Below are 18,163 nucleotides of genomic sequence, written 5' to 3'. Positions count from 1 at the left end.
AATGATTTCTAGTAATGATCTTCGTCCAGGCATAACAGTAGAACTTGACGGAATGGTTTGGCAGTGTGTGGAATTCCAGCATGTAAAACCAGGCAAGGGTGCTGCATTCGTTCGTGCCAAATTGAAAAATCTGCAGACAGGATCTGTTGTTGAACGTAAATTTAATGCCGGCATCAAACTGCAGAATGCTCAGGTAGAACGCAAGCCGATGCAGTATTTATATGAAGCTGACGGTTCCTACTGCTTCATGGATACCGAAACATATGAACAGATTATGCTGAACAAAGATCAGCTGGGCGACAAGATCAACTTCCTTAAAGAAGAAATGGAATGCACTGTTATGTTCTTCAACGGCAGCATCATCGGCGTCGATATTCCGAACTCTGTTGAACTCAAGGTCGTTGAAACAGAACCAGGCATCCGCGGCGATACAGCAACCGGCGGTTCCAAGCCGGCAAAAATGGAAACAGGATATATTGTTTCTGTACCGCTCTTTATCAACGAAGGTGAAATGCTCCGTATTGATACACGTACAGGCGCATATATCGAACGTGTAAAGTGAGTTGTTTAGACTAACATGGAAACTGCAGAGATAAAGAATTCGTTAGGCACGATTAGAATTTCAGATCAGGTCATCGCCAGTATTGCACAGGCGGCTACGCTGCATGTTAAGGGAATTTATGCGATGGATGATCGTTTTTCTCATGCAATTTCATCTGTCATCAATGATGAAGAAACTCGTGGAATTCGTGTTTCCAGTGATAATAAGAGTATAGTGGTTGATTTATACGTTGCTGTTTATCATGGAGACCGGATTCCTGCTATTGCTCTTAATCTTCAAGAAATTGTTAAGGAAGAAATATTGGATTCTGCCGGGATTAGAGTAACTGCGGTCAACGTTAACGTTCAAAAGGTTGTGTTTGATAAGGAGCGATAAAATGTCAGAAGAAGATTCTGTTTCTATTGTTCCTGAAGAAGAGGTTTATAGAAGAATCGAAGAGAAAGTACTTTCATTTCCTGAAGTTGCCGCTTTCACTGCTGAGGGATTTTCCTATTTGATGCAGGGAATCGGCCAGGCCTTCGGTCTTAAAGGCCATAAGGGCTTGTTGATCCGGAGAAATGGCAAAAAGGGAATAGAAGTTGCTATCTCCTTATCTCTGCATTCAGGCTGTAAAGTCAATCAAACCGCTCAACGTATACAGGCTGCTGTGAAAGATGTCTTAGCCTCCTGCACGGAGGAAATGATTTATGGAATTGATATTACTATCACTGAAATAGTTGATTGAAAGAGGTTGCAATGGGCAATAAAGATGCAATAGAGTATGCTTTGAAAGTTTTGTATTCTAAAGAACTGAATCCCGAAAGTGAAAATATCAGTGGTGAAACTTCTGATTTATCCGAAGCTGATATGGAGTACGCTTTAGCAGTGGTCGAAGAATACCAGAGTCATTCTGAATTGATTGATCACATGATTGAAAGCCATCTCATCAATTGGTCAATGAAGCAGTTAAATGTAGTCGATAAGAATATTCTTAGAACGGCAATTGCTGAATACCTTAAATTCGGCGCACCGGATAAACGGAACATGATTATCAATCAGGCTGTTGAACTTGCCAAGATCTATGGTGGTGAAAATTCTTACCGTTTCATTAACGGCTTGCTGGATCAGGCATTGAAGGAGAAATAATGAGTAAGTTTCTTGGTATTGACACAAGTTGTTATACTACCTCGCTTGCTGTTTATGATTCAGAAAAAGGCTTGATTTGTGAAGAGAGAATTATCCTTAAAGTTAAGATGGGAGGCCGTGGACTGTCTCAGTCCAATATGGTCTATCAGCATGTTAGAAATTTACCGGTATTGATGCAGAGAATATCTCCATCCTTAGGAGATGTATCTGTCATCGGAGTTTCTTCATTCCCAAGGAGGCGGGCAGATTCATTTATGCCCGCTTTTCTTGTTGGAAAAGGATTGGCAGACTCACTATCTGCGGCAGTTCATATCCCGATGTATCAATTCAGTCATCAAGAAAATCATGCTCTTTCTGCAATCAGGGAGGCACCCGAGTTATGGGGAAAAGATTTTTATTTGATGCATCTTTCTGGTGGTACTCAGGATGTACTGCGTTGTGCCTGGAAACAAAACAAGATTGAAATACAAGAGCTTATCACGACAAGAGATATTACCGCCGGGCAGCTGATCGACCGGATCGGAGTTGCTCTGGGGCTGCCGTTTCCCGCGGGGAAGCATTTGGAAATACTTGCCATGGAAGGAAAAGACAAGAATTATGTTTTGCCTATGACTAAAATTCTGAATGCTTTTAGTTTTTCGGGTTAGGAAAATCAATGCCTGCATGATATTGAGGGTAATCAATATAATAAGGCGGATATAGCAAAAGGGCTTTTATGTCATATTGGTGATTCTTTGGAAAAAGAACTCCTGAATTATCCTTTTGAAAAGGGGACCCCTTTCGTATCTATTGGCGGTGTCATGTCAAATCTCTATTTAAAAGGCCTGGTTAATGATATTTGCAGAGAAAAAATGTTAAAACCCTATTTTGCATCGCCCAAGTACAGCAGTGATAATGCTTCAGGCAACGCGTTCGGCGCATTTATGAATTATTCTTCCCGATATTGATCATCAGATGGTTTAATATTGTAGGCCATTTGAACTAAATGACACCTGTCTATAATAGATGCTGTTTTTCTGATTTGTTTAAATTTGATTATAAAATATGGGGTATGGCAAAGGGGGATTTAAATGATTGGCAGCTTATTAAACGAAAAGAAAGCGGACATTGACAAGGAGCTGGCGAATCTGCTTGCTGATAATGGTTCAGAATTGTATAAGTCCATGAATTACAGTCTCCTTGCAGGAGGAAAGCGCTTAAGGCCTGCTTTGTTCCTGATGCTTCTAGAAATATTCGGCTTAGAGGCAAGGTCCTATATGAAGGTTGCCTGTGCTATAGAATGTATCCATACATATTCCCTTATCCATGATGACCTTCCTGCCATGGATAATGATGATTATCGCAGGGGAAAACTGACAAATCATAAAATTTTTGGTCCGGGTATGGCAACTATGGCAGGTGACGGTCTTCTGACATATGCTTTTGAATTGATATCCAATCAGGAAAATATTTCTCCTGATACGAGATGCTATCTGATCTCAATTTTAGCAAAAGCTGCAGGTCCGGACGGAATGGTCGGTGGGCAGGCGCTTGATATCATTTCTGAAGGCCACTCCAGCAGTCTTCCCGAATTAAGGAAGATGGATTCATTAAAGACAGGATGCCTGATCTGTGCACCTATCGATATGGCAGCCTTAATTGCAAAATGCGATGAAGAGATGCAAAAATCCTTGCATGAGTTCGCAGTTCATTTAGGCCTGCTCTTTCAGATTACAGATGACCTTCTGGATGTACATGGAAGTTTAAAGGAAATGGGCAAGCTGCCAGGGCAGGATGAAAAGAGCTTAAAGTCTACATATGTTACAATTCTGGGAGAAGGAAAAGCCCAGGAATTGGCAAATGCTGAAAATAGAAGGGCCAAGGCTGCCATATCAAAACTGGGATCGTCGTTTGAGCGGTTAAACGATCTTGCGGATTATGTTTTAGCCAGAGCGAATTAATTAGAAACGGGAGGAGCAGCAGTGGCGAATCCAAAGGTAAAAAAAGAGAGACTGGATGTTCTCTTAGTGGAGCAGGGCTTCTTTAACAGCCGGGAAAATGCAAAACGGCATATTATGGAAGGCATAATTTTGGTCAATAATGTGCCTGTTGATAAAGCGGGGACAAAAGTTCCTTCGAATGCTGAAATCAGGATAAAAGGGCATATAATGCCATATGTGGGCAGAGGCGGATACAAACTCGAGAAAGCACTGAAATTCTTCAAAATTGACCTGAATGGCAAAGTTGTGGCTGATATCGGAGCCTCTACGGGAGGCTTTACTGACTGCGCCTTGCAAAATGGCGCGGTAAAGGTATATGCTATTGATGTTGGAACCAATCAGCTCGACTGGAAACTTCGAACAGATCAGAGAGTCATTAATATGGAGAAAACAAATATTAAACTTGTGACCCTGGAAACGTTAGGGGAACCCGTTGATTTTGTATGTACAGATATTTCTTTCATATCAGTGACAAAGATTATTCCAGCTGTTAAATCCATTCTGAAACCTGACGGATCCATTGCTGCTCTTATAAAGCCTCAGTTTGAGGTAGGCCGGGAGAAAGTTGGCAAGGGTGGTATTGTAAGAGATCCCGAAGTCCACAAAGAAGTTATTCGTGACACATTAAAAACATTTGAAGAATCCGGATATTTCTGCTGGGGACTGACTTATTCGCCCATTAAGGGCGGATCGGGGAATATTGAGTTCCTGACGTACCTTCGAAGCAGTATTCCGCAAGTTCTTATTAATGATGAAGATATTAATGCTGTTGTGGAAGAAGCACATAATAATCTTTTAAAGGGGCAAGTATGATATTTGGCATTTTTCCGAATCTTGAAAAAGAAGGAATCAATCTGGTTCTTCAGCGATTGATTTCTATATTAGATGATTTAGGGACTCCATATAAATTTTTGGTTTCGATGAAACATAAAATAGAAAACTTAGGCCTTGACCTTGGCGAGTCCTATGTATCTATTGAAGAGCTTGCGCATGCGGACTGCATTCTCTCTGTCGGTGGTGACGGATCTTTTCTTGGCGCCGCAAGAACTTTTTCTGATTATGATACTTTGATAGCAGGCATCCACCTGGGAGATCTGGGCTTCTTAAACAGCATCACTACCGATGATATGAAGGAAAGGATTAAACTTATTCTTGAAGGAGAGTACCTGAAGGAATCCAGACTTTTCCTGCATTCTGAAATAGAGCATGCAAATGGAGAGAAAGAGATACTGCCAGACGTTTTAAACGATGTTGTTATCGGCCATAATAAAATAGGACAGCTGGTCAGGGTACAGCTTTCAATTAATGATCATTTCATTCAGGAATACGCATCCGATGGATTGATTGTATCTTCGCCGACTGGTACGACCGGTTATTCATTATCCTGCGGGGGACCGGTGCTGGGACCTTCGGATACCAGAATGACAGTAGTACCGATCTGTGCACATACTTTGCAAAGATATTCCATGGTCTTGAATGATACCGATATAGTAAAAATTACGGTTCCTGAAAGAGAAAATACGCTCCAGCTTTCACTTGATGGTACTATGTCATTTGATTTCCCGCATTCTGATATACTTCGTGTCCGCGGAATTTCCAAGCCTATCCGTTTTGTCAGATTTGAAGGGCAGGAATTTTTCAGCAGTATTACGAAAAAACTCATACGGAAAATGTGCAATTGAAAATTTGTCTTTGAAATTTGTCTTTGAAATGAAAAAGTCTTTGACTTTCATGAAGACAGAAGGTATAATAGTAAAGTCATTGTACTAGGTGCCATGACGCAACCGCACGAGAAGGGTATTAAAATGCTGCAGGACAGCTACCTGAATCGGCGAGTATAGTAGAGGGAGGTGCACATATGTACGCAATTATCAAAACAGGTGGAAAACAGTATCAGGTTGAAGAAGGAAAAGTAATCAGTGTTGAAAAACTGATCGCTGAACAGGGCGACGAAGTAACATTTGATGACGTTCTTCTGGTATCCGGTGAAGACGTAAAGATTGGCAAGCCAAACGTTGAAGGTGCTAAGGTTGTTGGCGTTGTTCTTGAACAGGGCAAAGAAGCAAAGATCCGCATTTTCAAGTATAAAGCTAAATCCAACTATCGTCGTCGTCAGGGTCATCGTCAGCCATTTACAAAAGTTCAGATTAAGAAAATCGAGGGCTAATTGGTTACAGCAAGGATGTATTTGGACACAGATGGGTTCTATCACAAGTTTGATGTATCAGGCCATGCCGATGGATATACAGACGATAGTGAATACGATCTTGTCTGCGCAGCTATCTCATCTATAACACTGACAATTGCATCTGGACTTCAAGATGTACTTCATAAAGAGGGAAGTTTTCATTCAGAGAGCGGGTTCTTAAATGTATCCCTCGTTTCATACAGGGATAATGAGACGCAGGCACTGATGAAGACTTTGCAGCATGGTTTGGAAATCATTCAAACTATGTATCCCGACAAACTAAAACTGGAAAGTAAAGAGGGGTGAATTCTATGTTATTATTTGATCTTCAGTTATTCGCTCATAAAAAAGGTGTATCCAGCACAAAGAACGGCCGCGATTCCAACGCACAGCGTCTGGGAACAAAGATGCATGCTGGTCAGATTGCTAAACCAGGCAATATCATCGTAAGACAGAGAGGCACACATCTGCATCCGGGTCTGAATGTTAAGATCGGCAAGGATGATACTCTGTTTGCAGTTGCAGAAGGCAGAGTTGCATTCGAACGTCTTGGCAGAGACAAGAGACAGGTAAGTGTTTATCCTGTAGGTGAATAAAATCTGGAATGATATTTCATTCCTAAATAAAAAGGATTTCTGATATTTTATCAGGAATCCTTTTTTGTGCATATGAAATTTATTCAGTCTATAGGACTGGATAACGATCTGATCTGCCTTAGCCAGATTACTATAGGAGTCACTTAAATAATTGAAATAGGATATTGACGCTTTTTGATTTTTATACTACGATAGTTTCAATCAATGTTATAAGACTATCCCCAAAAGGCATTAAATGCTTGTGCATAAGTCAATGGGTTATCTGAAGGAGGGAATCTTAATGATTCATGTATTGGTAAATGGAGCAAGTGGCAGAATGGGAAGCGAAGTCGTTCGTTCTATTCTGGGCGAAGATGACCTTGATGTATGCGGTGCAGTTGATCCAGGCACAGCAGGACATGATTTAGGCGAAATTGTTGGTACGGGAGCAAACGGAATTACAATTGTTTCCTCGCTTCAAGAGGCATTTGCAGTTAATAAACCGGATGTTGTAGTCGATTTTACCAGCCCTAAGGTTATATTTGATAACGCAAAGTTTGTGCTGGAAAATGGTGTCAATATCATTATCGGGACTACAGGCCTGACCGCTGAACAGAGGGACATCCTTTCTGATATTGCTGACAGGCATCATGCAAATGGTCTGGTCGCTCCTAATTTTTCCTTAGGGGCAGTTCTGCTGATGAAATTATCTGCAGAAGTGGCAAAATATATGCCCAACGTGGAAATCATTGAACTGCATCATAATAAAAAATATGATGCGCCATCAGGGACGGCAAAACTGACTGCAGAAAAAATTGCAGATGCAAGGGTTGAAGAACCTGAAGAAGATTTAACGAAGGAAAGCCTGCCCGGAGCAAGAGGCGGCAAGTATAAAGGTGTTACGATTCATTCTGTCCGCCTTCCGGGATATGTTGCTCATCAGGAGGTTCTTTTTGGAGGATATGGGGAACTTCTGACCTTGAGACACGATTCATTAGACAGAAAGTCTTTTATGCCTGGAGTTATGATGGCTTGCAGAAAGGTCATGACTACAGATGGTTTTGTTTACGGGCTTGAAAATTATTTAGAATAATGAGGTGCATTTTATGAATCGCTATCCAAGAATCGCAGTCTTAGGAGCCACTGGTGCTGTCGGACAGGAATTTATCCGTCTTTTTGAAGAAAGAAATTTCAAATTCAGCTCTCTAAAATTATTGGCATCGGCACGTTCTGCAGGGAAAAAGATTTCTGTCTGTGGTAAAGAGTACGTTGTGGAAGAAGCAAAGCCGGAGTCTTTTGAAGATGTTGACATTGCACTTTTTGCCGGTGGAAACATCAGCAAGGTTTTGGCACCTGAAGCTGTAAAAAGAGGTGCAGTGGTTATCGATAATTCTTCCTCATTCAGAATGGATCCCGAAGTTCCTCTGGTAATTCCGGAAATAAACCCGGAAGACATACTTTGGAATAAGGGAATCATAGCAAACCCGAACTGCTCAACGATTATCATGCTTATGGCACTGAAACCGATTCACGACCTGTCCCGCATTAAGCGCATTGTTGTCAGCACATACCAGGCAGTTTCCGGTGCTGGCAAGGAAGGTATAGACGAGTTATATAACGAAACGGCTGCTATTGCTAAAGGAGAACACTATGAACCAACGATTCTTCCTTCTGCCAGCCTTCCAATCCATTATCAGATTGCTTATAACGTAATTCCGCAGATCGATATTTTCCTTGATGATGACTACACCAAGGAAGAGATGAAGATGGTCAATGAGACACATAAAATTCTTCATGACGATTCTATTGGAATTACTCCTACTGCCGTCCGGGTACCAGTTGTAAGAAGCCATGCAGAATCAATTTATATTGAGACAGAAGATGTTTTATCTGTCGATGCTGTTAAGGAAGCAATCAAGAACTTCCCTGGCGCGGAACTGGTCGATGATGTCGAGAACATGAAATATCCGATGCCGCTTGATACCTCTGATAAAACAGATGTAGCTGTCGGCCGTATCAGAAAAGACCTTGTATCACCAAATGGCATAAACTTATGGGTATCTGGCGATCAGATCCGTAAGGGTGCTGCATTAAATACTCTTCAGATTGCTGAATATATGATTGAACATGATATTATTAAATAAAATTGCTTTAAGTGTGTCTTTTGACTAAAAGGATATTAAAACTAAGGAGTAAAAAATGGCTAATGCAAAATTTGGGCGTGTTATAACTGCAATGATCACACCATTTACCGCTGATGGTGAAGTCGATTATGAAGGTGCCGTGACACTTGCAAAACACTTGGTAGAACATGGCTCCGAAGGAATTCTGGTTGGTGGTACCACCGGTGAAGGGGCTACCATGACTGCCGATGAAAAGCTTAAACTGTACGCTGCAGTTGTCAATGCAGTAGGCCGCAATGCTTCCGGCAAAAAGGTTCCTGTCATGGGCAATCTTGGCGGAATCAGCACTACGGAATCCATCGCTTTTGCAAAGAAGGCTGTAGAAACAGGTATCGACAGCGGCCTTGTCATTGTTCCGTTCTATGTAAAACCCAATCAGCAGGGAATGTATGAACATTTTGCTGCTATTGCCAAATCTGTTGATCTTCCAATTATCATTTATAATGTTCCCGGACGCACCGGTGTATCCATCCTTCCTGAAACAATCAAGAGAATTGTTGATGAATGCCCGAATGTTGTTGGTATTAAAGATGCAGCCGGCAACTGGGATCAGGTTACAAAGGAAAAGACACTGCTTCCGGATGATTTCATGATTTACAGCGGGGATGATTCCTTTACGCTTCCCATTCTTGCTGGAGGCGGGGTAGGCGTTATTTCCGTGGCAAGCCATGTTATTGGGGACGACCTCCTTGCGATGGTTAAAGCTTTTGAAGAAGGACGTTTACAGGATGCACTGCAGCTTCATATTAAGATGTATCCGATTATGAAAGGAATGTTCTTTATCGCTAGTCCGATTCCGGTAAAAACTGCAGTTAATCTCATCGGACTTCCTGGCGGACATTTCAGACTTCCGATTGCAGAACCATCTGACAGTGAACGTGAACATGTCAGAGAAATGCTCAACGATTATGGAATCTCCTGCTGAGTAAATTGAAATAAAAAGGCTGTGGCAAAATGATTACACATTTTGCCACAGCCTCTTTTATTTTTAGAATTTAATCTTGAGAAGACGGATGGAGTAAAGGACACAGATGATTGTTACACCGGTATCTGCAAATACCGCAAACCACATATTTGCATATCCCAGAAGGCCCATTACAAGTACAAGCACTTTAACCAGAATAGCAAAGGTAATATTTTCTTTTGCTGTACGCAGTACTTTTCTGGCAATCTTGACTGATTTTGGAATCGCTTCTACAGACGAATTAAGGAACACGAGATCGGCAGCTTCTATTGCAGAATCAGAACCACTGCCCATAGCCGCACCTACATCGGATCCTGCAAGGACCGGGGCATCATTGATCCCGTCACCGACATATAAAACCGGCCCGAATTTTGCACGAAGCGTTTTCATGATTTCGAATTTATCAGTCGGTTTGAGCTGTGCATATACTTCAGAAATTCCTGCCTTATCTGCCATAAACTGGGAGGCTTCCTTGTTGTCGCCAGTCAGCATGACCGGGGTAATTCCTAAGTCCTTAAGTTCCCTGATGCCTTCTTTTGCATCTTCTTTTAGCTCATCAGATACAACGATCCTGCCTAAGAACTTATTGTTCTTTGCAATAAAGATTTCCGGCCCTGCGGTTTCTAAAGTACTAAATTTTGACGGAATATCAATTCCGGATGTTTCCAGTAAAAGATGATTCCCGACATAGACTTTATCACCTTTGATAGATGCGATGATTCCCGATCCGCTGATTTCCTGTATGGAATCAACCTGATCAAGCGGGTTTTCGTCTAGATCGGTTGCAGTTACGATGGAGCGGGCTATCGGGTGTGTAGAATATGATTCTGCACTTGCAGCTAATGACAGCAATTCATTTCTGGAAATATCAGGTACAGTTAATACTTTTCTGACTTTAAAGGATCCTTCTGTTACTGTGCCTGTTTTGTCCAGTGCAGCAACTTTGGCTGTAGAAAGGCTTTCGATACTCGTGCCGCCTTTAAAAAGGATGCCTTCTCTTGAAGCAGCACCTATTCCTGAGAAGAAGGAAAGTGGAATGGATATTACAATCGCGCACGGGCAGCTGATAACAAGGAATGTCAGGGCTGTATAAATGTACGGGTACCAGGGATGATTGAATAATAACGGGGGAACAACCGCTGTTATTAATGCAATGACAACGACGATAGGGGTGTAAACCTTGGAGAACCTGGTTATGAATTTATCCAGTTTAGGCTTATTGGCGACTGCATTTTCAACGGAATTCAGGATCTTGCTTACCATGGATTCTGACAGTATCTTTTCTACTTTCAAAACGACGGTTTCAGTCATGTTTATGCAGCCTGAATCCAATGAATCTCCCACATGAACCGTGACTGGAACAGATTCCCCGGTAATGGCAGACGTATCAATCTGGGAGTCTCCCTTGACTACGATGCCGTCGAGCGGTATACGGTCGCCCGGGCGGATCAGGAGATAATCTCCGACTTTGGCATCCTCAGCAGGAATCTCCGTTACATTATTCTCAGAAGAAATCAAGTTTACCATCTGCGGTCTTAAATCGACTGCTTCCATAATCTGTTCACGGCTTTGATCGGTAGCAAGATCCATGAAGTATTCGCCAATGCGGTAGAAGAACATAACACCTACTGCTTCAGGGAACTCATGAATGGCGAAGGCGCCCAAAGTTGCTATCGACATCAAAAATGTTTCATCGAAAAATTCTCCGTGCATGATATTTTTTACCGCATTAAGCAGTACTTCACCGCCAAGAATGATGTAAGAAATAACAAACAGAATGTCAATGATTCCCTGAGGTACAGGAAGATTGATCAGGTTGTAATTCAGGATCATGCCTGCTCCGAAAATGATTCCGCCTATTCCAAGCTGTACTTTATCCTGCTTGATCCAGTCAAGGATTCCATGGGAACTATTCTCCTCAAGCTTGGCATGCGGCTTTTGAATCACTGTAGGAGATTCGATTTCGTTGCATTTTTCTGTTAATTCAGGAATCAGGGAGTCCGGATCTTCCGCTGTCAATTTAAGCGTCTTGGTTGCGTAAGAGATAGAAGCCGAAATAACATCAGGCTGTTTATTGATTAATTTCTCCAATTTGAGAGCACATGCAGCACAATCTAATGTGGGCATTTCGTACGTCTTGGTCTTATAAGATGTTTTACCAGGATTTGAGTGTCTCATGATTTTAATATTTTCATCTACACTTGCACATACTTTCTCTAACTGCGGGTAAATGATATCTTCAGGTGCCTTTGCAATCAGGTAGAGATCCTTATCTCTAAAACAAACGGCTGCATAAAGGATCAAGGGAAGCTGCCGTATTTTTCCTTCGATAATGGCTGCACATTCCATACAATCCAATCCATTCAAGTGGTATTCCAGCTTGGAAAGATTCTTGTCTAAAAGATCGCAATGACATTGATCCAGCTCTTTGCCGCAGTAATCGCACTCTTCATTTGTCATAAAAGAGATGCCTTTGGGATTATGGGCATCCGCTGGCAGGCTGCTGTTATGGAAATGTCCAAAAATACGCCTCTCATCTTTTACTATATCTGAAGAGCTTCTTTTAACGCTTTCCGCATCCTCAATGTAAGGGCGCATTTCTTCAGCAGAGTGAATATGCATTTTGCCATGCGGCAAATCTTTGGAATCTTTATCAGCATTAGGCAAGTGATTATTTTTTGATGGGAATTCAAGACTATTTTTTTCTTTATTCTCAGTATCGTTCACTTTTGACACCTCCGTATATTTCTTTAAACTCATTCTAGCATTCAACGAATTCAGTTAAAAATTTCTGAGGGAAATACTTTAAAATTTCAAGTTGCCATGCCGGAAATTGGAAATTGCATGTGGTGGGGGAAATAAAAAAGGGGCTGTGACAAAATGTGTAACCATTTCGCCACAGCCCCTTTTTCTATTAGAAAATTTCGGCTTATAGGACATTTCGTGTTGGTTTTAATGCCGATGAAACCCGTATTTATCGGGCTCCATCGGCATTTTAAGATTTTCAGTGATTCTTAAAGGGTGGACAAAACGTGTTGGTAAAAAGTCTCAGACACCTTGTAAATACGGGCTAAAATGGTATTTTATCTTTCCCAGGAAATGAATTATTTTCTAGGAGGTTATTTTATGAAAGAAGTTAGATGTCGTTATTGTGGTTTTACCTGCTACAAATATGGAAAAACACGGGCAGGAACACAACGCTGGAAGTGCCGAGAATGTGGGAATGTATTTACTCTTCCTATTAATCGTGATGCGAAGGATTTCAGTATGTTTCTTGATTGGTTATTCAGCAAGGATACACAGAAGGATATGACAGGTGAAGGGCGTAATTTCCGAAGAAAAACAGCAAAATTTTGGGATATCTGGGCCATGCCGCCGAAGATTGAAGAGCCGAGGGAAACTGTATATGTTGATGGCATTTATCTTGCCAGAAAAGCCTGCATTCTGATCTGTTGTGATGAGCATCATGTATTAGGATGGTATTTATGTAGATATGAACGTGCTTTTGCCTGGGAAGCCCTAATGAGTCGTATTGCTGAACCACGTATAGTCGTTTCTGACGGTGGTCCGGGTTTCCAAAAGGCATTAAAAAAAGTCTGGCCAAATGCCAGACTGCAGCGCTGCATATTTCATGTATTTTGCCAGATACGACGTTACACAACGACTCGTCCAAGAACCCTTGCCGGTGCCCAGCTGTATATGCTTGCCAGGGATTTGTTGGAGATAAAAACTCTTAAAAAAGCAGAAAAATGGGTAAGCCGATTTGAATCTTGGACAATGAAGCATAAGGAATTTCTAAAAGAAATGACAATGGACGATAGAGGCGTAATGCGACACACCCACGAACGCCTTATAAAGGCAAAAACATCGCTCATTAGTCTGATAAAATCCGGGAATCTTTTCACCTATCTGAAAGAGGCTGATGAATTCCCAAGTCCTTATCCGGCGACAAATAATCTCATAGAGGGCGGTGTAAATGCACAGCTTCGAGCGATGCTCAGAAACCATCGTGGATTATCCGTTGAAAGACGAATAAAAGCGGTTTTCTGGTGGTGTTACATGCACTCACCGAAACCGCTTTCACTCTCAGAAATACTCAAGGTTATGCCGACCGATAAAAGCATTTCTACTATCTATAATAGCATAAGCTCACAACAAAGACTGGCAGATTCAATCCCAGCTTGGGGTGATGCCATAATGTGGGACGAATTACATAATTCTGGATTTAATCCCAGCCATGGCTGGGATTAATTACCAACACGTTTTGTCCTATAACCCAAAATTTCATTATAGGATTATCCAGCATCGATGTGTATTGATTTTATATGAACACCTAAAAACCTCGCTTCGCTCGAAGAGATGAACCTCCTCAGGCGACTCCGTCGCCAGCTCCCCCTACGGGGCGAGCTCAAACACCCTTAAACCGAACTTCGTTCGAGAAAAGGGAAAATAGCGTTTTATCGGATTTTGTCACATCCCCTTCCGGGGCTGAAAATATCAGCTTTTATTTAAATTCCTTAGGCTCTGCCATGATTGTCTTATGGTGTGTAAATATGACATGGCCCGGTGTACTGTTAGGCATTCTTTTTACATACTTAATGTATGTATAATCGACAGCTGTTTTGCCTGAGTCTTTTCCCTTGCTGTAGAATGCTGCAATGGAGGCTGTTTTATTGATAGTATCCTCAGGGACTGTTTCTCCATTGGTGACTAGAACAACATGGGATCCAGGCAGATCCTTTACATGGAACCATAAATCGGTTTTTGCCGCCTTATGGAAGGTAAGCGAATCATTCTGTGTGTTGTTGCGGCCAATGAGTACTTTGAAACCATCTATAGTCAGCTGTGTAAAATGATCTTCATTGACTGAAGCTTTCTTCTTGGAGAGTTCCTTATGCAGATTCCTTTTGCCCGAGAATATATTCAATTCCTTCTGAACAGATAAAATATCATCCTTCGTTTTAGCTTCTTCCAGGAAGTATTTCAATTCCTGGAGGTATTCCAATCGCTTTTCACATTCACTTACTTTTTCCATACCTATCTTGAATCTTGTTTTCATTTTAGCGTATTTCTTGAAATAGATCTGGCTGTTCTGATTGATTGACAGCTGCGGGTCGAGAGGGATGTCTACATCAGAAACGGGATCGCTAAAAAGATTCGGCACGGTCAGAGATTTTCTGCCATTTACTTTTTCATTGGAATGAATCGACAGCAGGTTTCCCCATAATTTATACGTTTCGGTAAGATTGGTTTCCTCTAATTCAGAAGAAATTTTCTCTTTTTTACGTGTTTCTTTCTTTATCAGTGAATTCAGGAGTTTTCTGCATTCCTGTGAGGTGGAAGCAATCGTACTGTTGCTTTCCAGCATATAAGATTCCATCCACGATACAATATCTTTATCCTCATGAGGCCCGTTCAAAGATGTGAGAAGAATGGGGGATACAAGAGGCTTTCCATTCACACGATATACATGCAGGGTGTCCGATTCTTTCAGTTCTGAAATAATCGAAATCAGCTCACATGCCAATTTTCTTATATCCTCTTCGCTCAAACTGGAAGTCAATGTTGATTCTGTCAGCCCTGAACGGTAAAGCAGTTCATCAAGAAGCGGCCTTGAAAAGCCATTGAATGATGAAAAGATCCATTCTTTCAGAGAAACGGCAGTATTTTGTGAATATGTCAGAATGTTAATTAATTCTGTTTCAGAAAAATCCATGAAATTTAATCTGTTTGAATTTTCTGGCGGAGTATATTTTTCCCCTGGAATGATCCTGCGGTTTAATTTTTTCCCTTTTGAACAGGCATCGATCAGAATATCATTTTCAGACAAGATTAGATTTGGCGTTGATGGAATTAATTCAAGATACAACGTCCTTGTAATAATTTCTCCGGCTGTTTCAATCCGATCTGCCGATATGGCAACCAGCCTGTCCATATCCAGCTGCCGGATGGATGAAATTCTGGCGCCCTCAAGATACTTTCTAAGGGTCATGCAGAATGTTTGTGATGCGATGTACTGCGGGTGCCGATTCTTAGATGAAATATAAAATATAGGCGGGGTATGAAGATTAATGATCAAATGCAGGGGAGAACTATTTGGACGAAATAGTTCCAGGTCGAATATTTTCTGATCTATCTGATGAATCTGACGTATTTGTGAGGAAATTAAAAGTTTATTCAATCCTTTCACATATAGATAAAGAGTACTACTATCGATTTGCATAATTTTCCTCCTCTATGTCAATCGTAATGAGTCGTTAGAACAAGTATATCATGGATGGAGAACTGGCATTGAAATTCATCAGTCATCCATAATTTCTTGTATGTTAATATCCAATTTCCGAGAAATTCTCCCAGGCATCTTCAAAACAGGCCAAAATAAGAGAAATATCGAGTTATCAGTCAATCAACAGGGATTTTAACCTTGATAATATTTCGCTGATAATGGTACAATTTTAAATGAGCACCAAAACTGGTTGAAAATATTTCAAGAATATCCAGTTACTATATATTTGGAGGGCACACTATGCATTTTACCAAATGGCAGGCTTGTGGAAACGATTTTGTGTTTATCAACGCTGCTGAAAATCCTGATATAAAATCGATTTCTGATCAGGCCAAATTGATATGTGACCGTCATTACGGAGTTGGTGCTGATGGTGTTATTTTTATTCTACCTTCAGAAGCCGCTGATTTAAAGATGCGCATATTTAACAGCGATGGTTCGGAAGCAGAAATGTGCGGAAATGGCATACGGGCATTTGCAAAATGGGCTTTCGAACTGGGCTTGGTCAATGAAAAGAAAATATCTGTAGAAACCGGAGCAGGTATCTTATACCCTGAATTATTAGATGATGGAAATGTCCGCGTTGATATGGGCGTACCGCACTTATCAGCGAAGGAAATTCCTGTTCTCGGTTTTGGGGATGGGACTGTTGTAGATAAGCCGTTGATTAATGGCGGGACAGGCAAACATTATCAGGTTAGCTGCGTATCTATGGGCAATCCGCACTGTGTTATCTTTGTTGATGATGTAAATGCGATTGACCTTCCTGGAGAAGGTCATCAATTAGAGATTGATGCACATTTTCCAAATAAAACCAATGTGGAATTCGCTCAAAAACTTTCCGGGAATCACTTCAGAATGCGGGTTTGGGAAAGAGGCACCGGGATTACCCTGGCATGCGGAACGGGGACTTGTGCAGCTGTCGTAGCAGCTATTTTGAATGGTTTTGCCGATAAGAGCGCCGACGTAGATCTTGATGGAGGCAGTCTCCACATTGACTGGGCAGGCAGCAGCAAGGATCATGTGTATATGACGGGACCGGCAGTCAAAGTATTTGAAGGGGATATCAGCCTTTAATACGGGCTGTTTAGTGGAGCATAGGAGGAAGATTGTATTATGAGAAGTATGACCGGCTTTGGCACAGGTACTGCTAAAAGTGATAATCTTCTAATTGTTACGGAAATAAAGTCTGTAAACAGCCGTTTTCTTGAAATTAATTTCAGAAGCGATTATTCGAATCAAAATAATCTGGAGAACATCTCACGACAAGTTATCAAAGAGAATGCTTCACGTGGCAAGTTTAATGTCTATGTTTCCATTAAGGAAATTGAAACCCCTGATGGAAATTTGATTCATGTGGATGAGGATGCCCTTGGAAATTATATCAAGGTGTTATCGAAAGTTGCGCACAATAAAAAGCTGTTGAAGAGCCCTCTTGATTTATCTGATGTCTTGCTGTTTAAGGATGAGTGGCTTAAAGCGGAGAAAAAGGAAATTTCAGATGATGAAGTTTCTTCCCTTTTCAAAGAATCTATAGCAAAAGCTGTCCAGGAACTGGTCAGTATGAGAGAAACAGAAGGATGCAACCTGAAGGAAGATCTGACGTCAAGGATCGACTGGCTGCGCGGGAAGCATGATTATCTGGTGGCAAGACAAAACGATGTCATTAAGAGTTATGAAACCCGCTTAAGGAGCAGGATAGAGAAAATCTTTGATGACCAGAATAAGGAAATTGATGAAAGACGGATTTTGGAAGAGGTTGCTATCTTCGCTGATAAAACCGATTACACAGAGGAAGTTGTCAGATTCTCCAGCCACTTGGATCAGTTCCAGAAAATACTTAATGAAACTAAGCCTGTTGGCAAAAAGCTTGACTTTCTCCTGCAGGAAATTAACCGGGAAGTCAATACGATGGGTTCAAAAACGAATGACAATGATATCATTGACTGTGTTATAATGATTAAGACAGAATTGGAAAAAATTCGAGAACAAGTACAAAATATTGAATAGGAGAGTTAAAAGTGAGTTTTTCTTTAATTAATATTGGATTTGGTAATATGGCAGCAGCTGCACGTGTAATGGCAATCATCAGCCCTGAATCTGCTCCGGTCAAAAGAATGATTCAGGATTCAAGAGATAAGGGCGAATTAATAGATGCAACCTATGGAAGAAAAACACGTGCTGTTTTAATTATGGACAGCGGTCAGATTATTTTATCAGCTGTACAGCCAGAAACGATTTCGCACAGACTTATGAATAAAGATACGGCGATCAGTGAAGGAATGGATGATAATTGATGGA

At 41.2% G+C, this 18,163-nt stretch carries 21 protein-coding genes and 1 other annotated feature; of the genes, 19 read left to right on the top strand and 2 right to left on the bottom strand.

Going from position 1 to position 18,163, the window contains the following annotated elements:
* Position 1: 1 nt before the first annotated feature.
* From efp to dapA, 15 genes are all read left to right on the top strand, one after another.
* Positions 2 to 562, top strand: a complete 561-nt coding sequence (efp, locus tag Dia5BBH33_RS04750; protein ID WP_022382226.1) for an elongation factor P — start codon at positions 2 to 4, stop codon at positions 560 to 562.
* A gap of 15 nt (positions 563 to 577) precedes the next feature.
* Positions 578 to 937 carry an Asp23/Gls24 family envelope stress response protein gene (locus Dia5BBH33_RS04745; protein ID WP_143332487.1) on the top strand — a complete coding sequence of 120 codons (360 nt, stop codon included), beginning with the start codon at positions 578 to 580 and terminating at the stop codon, positions 935 to 937.
* A 1-nt stretch (position 938) separates the two neighbouring features.
* Positions 939 to 1,286, top strand: coding sequence for a hypothetical protein (locus Dia5BBH33_RS04740; RefSeq protein ID WP_022382228.1), 348 nt, complete (start codon positions 939 to 941; stop codon positions 1,284 to 1,286).
* A gap of 11 nt (positions 1,287 to 1,297) precedes the next feature.
* Complete coding sequence (gene nusB, locus Dia5BBH33_RS04735; RefSeq protein WP_108849733.1) at positions 1,298 to 1,687, top strand: transcription antitermination factor NusB; 390 nt, start codon at positions 1,298 to 1,300, stop codon at positions 1,685 to 1,687.
* Positions 1,687 to 2,334: a tRNA (adenosine(37)-N6)-threonylcarbamoyltransferase complex transferase subunit TsaD gene (locus Dia5BBH33_RS04730; RefSeq protein WP_231939220.1), complete on the top strand. Its 648-nt coding sequence runs from the start codon at positions 1,687 to 1,689 to the stop codon at positions 2,332 to 2,334. Before nusB ends, Dia5BBH33_RS04730 begins: the two co-directional genes overlap by 1 nt.
* A gap of 87 nt (positions 2,335 to 2,421) precedes the next feature.
* On the top strand, positions 2,422 to 2,634 hold the full coding sequence (locus Dia5BBH33_RS11275) for a hypothetical protein (RefSeq protein ID WP_232518092.1): 213 nt from the start codon (positions 2,422 to 2,424) through the stop codon (positions 2,632 to 2,634).
* A gap of 123 nt (positions 2,635 to 2,757) precedes the next feature.
* Positions 2,758 to 3,627 (top strand): polyprenyl synthetase family protein, encoded by an 870-nt coding sequence (locus Dia5BBH33_RS04725; protein ID WP_108849734.1) that lies wholly within the window; start codon positions 2,758 to 2,760, stop codon positions 3,625 to 3,627.
* A gap of 21 nt (positions 3,628 to 3,648) precedes the next feature.
* The gene (locus Dia5BBH33_RS04720; RefSeq protein ID WP_108849735.1) at positions 3,649 to 4,479 is read left to right on the top strand and encodes a TlyA family RNA methyltransferase; all 831 of its coding nucleotides are present in this window, start codon (positions 3,649 to 3,651) and stop codon (positions 4,477 to 4,479) included.
* The gene (locus Dia5BBH33_RS04715) at positions 4,476 to 5,348 is read left to right on the top strand and encodes an NAD(+)/NADH kinase (protein ID WP_143332486.1); all 873 of its coding nucleotides are present in this window, start codon (positions 4,476 to 4,478) and stop codon (positions 5,346 to 5,348) included. The genes Dia5BBH33_RS04720 and Dia5BBH33_RS04715 overlap by 4 nt, the downstream gene beginning before the upstream one ends.
* Positions 5,349 to 5,438: 90 nt before the next feature.
* Positions 5,439 to 5,514: a sequence feature (ribosomal protein L21 leader region), on the top strand.
* Positions 5,515 to 5,524: 10 nt separating this feature from the next.
* A complete protein-coding gene (rplU, locus tag Dia5BBH33_RS04710) occupies positions 5,525 to 5,833 on the top strand; it encodes a 50S ribosomal protein L21 (protein ID WP_022382234.1) in 309 nt (102 codons plus the stop codon).
* 21 nt (positions 5,834 to 5,854) lie between these two features.
* Positions 5,855 to 6,160, top strand: coding sequence for a ribosomal-processing cysteine protease Prp (locus Dia5BBH33_RS04705; RefSeq protein ID WP_157952009.1), 306 nt, complete (start codon positions 5,855 to 5,857; stop codon positions 6,158 to 6,160).
* Positions 6,161 to 6,165: 5 nt separating this feature from the next.
* Positions 6,166 to 6,450: a 50S ribosomal protein L27 gene (gene rpmA / locus Dia5BBH33_RS04700; RefSeq protein WP_022105722.1), complete on the top strand. Its 285-nt coding sequence runs from the start codon at positions 6,166 to 6,168 to the stop codon at positions 6,448 to 6,450.
* A 280-nt stretch (positions 6,451 to 6,730) separates the two neighbouring features.
* Complete coding sequence (gene dapB / locus Dia5BBH33_RS04695) at positions 6,731 to 7,522, top strand: 4-hydroxy-tetrahydrodipicolinate reductase (protein ID WP_022382236.1); 792 nt, start codon at positions 6,731 to 6,733, stop codon at positions 7,520 to 7,522.
* A 13-nt stretch (positions 7,523 to 7,535) separates the two neighbouring features.
* A complete protein-coding gene (locus tag Dia5BBH33_RS04690; RefSeq protein WP_108849737.1) occupies positions 7,536 to 8,573 on the top strand; it encodes an aspartate-semialdehyde dehydrogenase in 1,038 nt (345 codons plus the stop codon).
* Positions 8,574 to 8,628: 55 nt separating this feature from the next.
* Positions 8,629 to 9,537 carry a 4-hydroxy-tetrahydrodipicolinate synthase gene (dapA, locus tag Dia5BBH33_RS04685; RefSeq protein ID WP_022382238.1) on the top strand — a complete coding sequence of 303 codons (909 nt, stop codon included), beginning with the start codon at positions 8,629 to 8,631 and terminating at the stop codon, positions 9,535 to 9,537.
* Between the two features lie 63 nt (positions 9,538 to 9,600).
* Here dapA and Dia5BBH33_RS04680 read toward each other — a convergent pair whose 3' ends face one another.
* Positions 9,601 to 12,036 carry a heavy metal translocating P-type ATPase gene (locus Dia5BBH33_RS04680; RefSeq protein ID WP_162501763.1) on the bottom strand — a complete coding sequence of 812 codons (2,436 nt, stop codon included), beginning with the start codon at positions 12,034 to 12,036 and terminating at the stop codon, positions 9,601 to 9,603.
* 666 nt (positions 12,037 to 12,702) lie between these two features.
* Here Dia5BBH33_RS04680 and Dia5BBH33_RS04675 point away from each other — a divergent pair.
* Entirely contained in the window at positions 12,703 to 13,827 is a 1,125-nt protein-coding gene (locus Dia5BBH33_RS04675; protein WP_143332484.1) for an IS1249 family transposase, read from the top strand.
* A 253-nt stretch (positions 13,828 to 14,080) separates the two neighbouring features.
* Here Dia5BBH33_RS04675 and Dia5BBH33_RS04670 read toward each other — a convergent pair whose 3' ends face one another.
* Positions 14,081 to 15,799 carry an Rqc2 family fibronectin-binding protein gene (locus Dia5BBH33_RS04670; protein WP_108849739.1) on the bottom strand — a complete coding sequence of 573 codons (1,719 nt, stop codon included), beginning with the start codon at positions 15,797 to 15,799 and terminating at the stop codon, positions 14,081 to 14,083.
* A 303-nt stretch (positions 15,800 to 16,102) separates the two neighbouring features.
* On the opposite strand from Dia5BBH33_RS04670, the gene dapF reads away from it, so the two are divergent.
* From dapF to remA, 3 genes are read left to right on the top strand one after another with little or no spacing between them, the layout of a single operon-like run.
* The gene (gene dapF, locus Dia5BBH33_RS04665; RefSeq protein WP_022382241.1) at positions 16,103 to 16,939 is read left to right on the top strand and encodes a diaminopimelate epimerase; all 837 of its coding nucleotides are present in this window, start codon (positions 16,103 to 16,105) and stop codon (positions 16,937 to 16,939) included.
* Positions 16,940 to 16,987: 48 nt separating this feature from the next.
* A complete protein-coding gene (locus Dia5BBH33_RS04660; RefSeq protein ID WP_232518091.1) occupies positions 16,988 to 17,872 on the top strand; it encodes a YicC/YloC family endoribonuclease in 885 nt (294 codons plus the stop codon).
* Between the two features lie 11 nt (positions 17,873 to 17,883).
* The gene (remA, locus tag Dia5BBH33_RS04655) at positions 17,884 to 18,159 is read left to right on the top strand and encodes an extracellular matrix/biofilm regulator RemA (protein ID WP_022382243.1); all 276 of its coding nucleotides are present in this window, start codon (positions 17,884 to 17,886) and stop codon (positions 18,157 to 18,159) included.
* The last annotated feature ends 4 nt before the right edge of the window (positions 18,160 to 18,163 follow it).

This window comes from Dialister hominis (assembly GCF_007164725.1).
GTDB classification, from domain to species: domain Bacteria; phylum Bacillota; class Negativicutes; order Veillonellales; family Dialisteraceae; genus Dialister; species Dialister hominis.
This window is presented reverse-complemented; position numbering and strand designations above follow the sequence as displayed.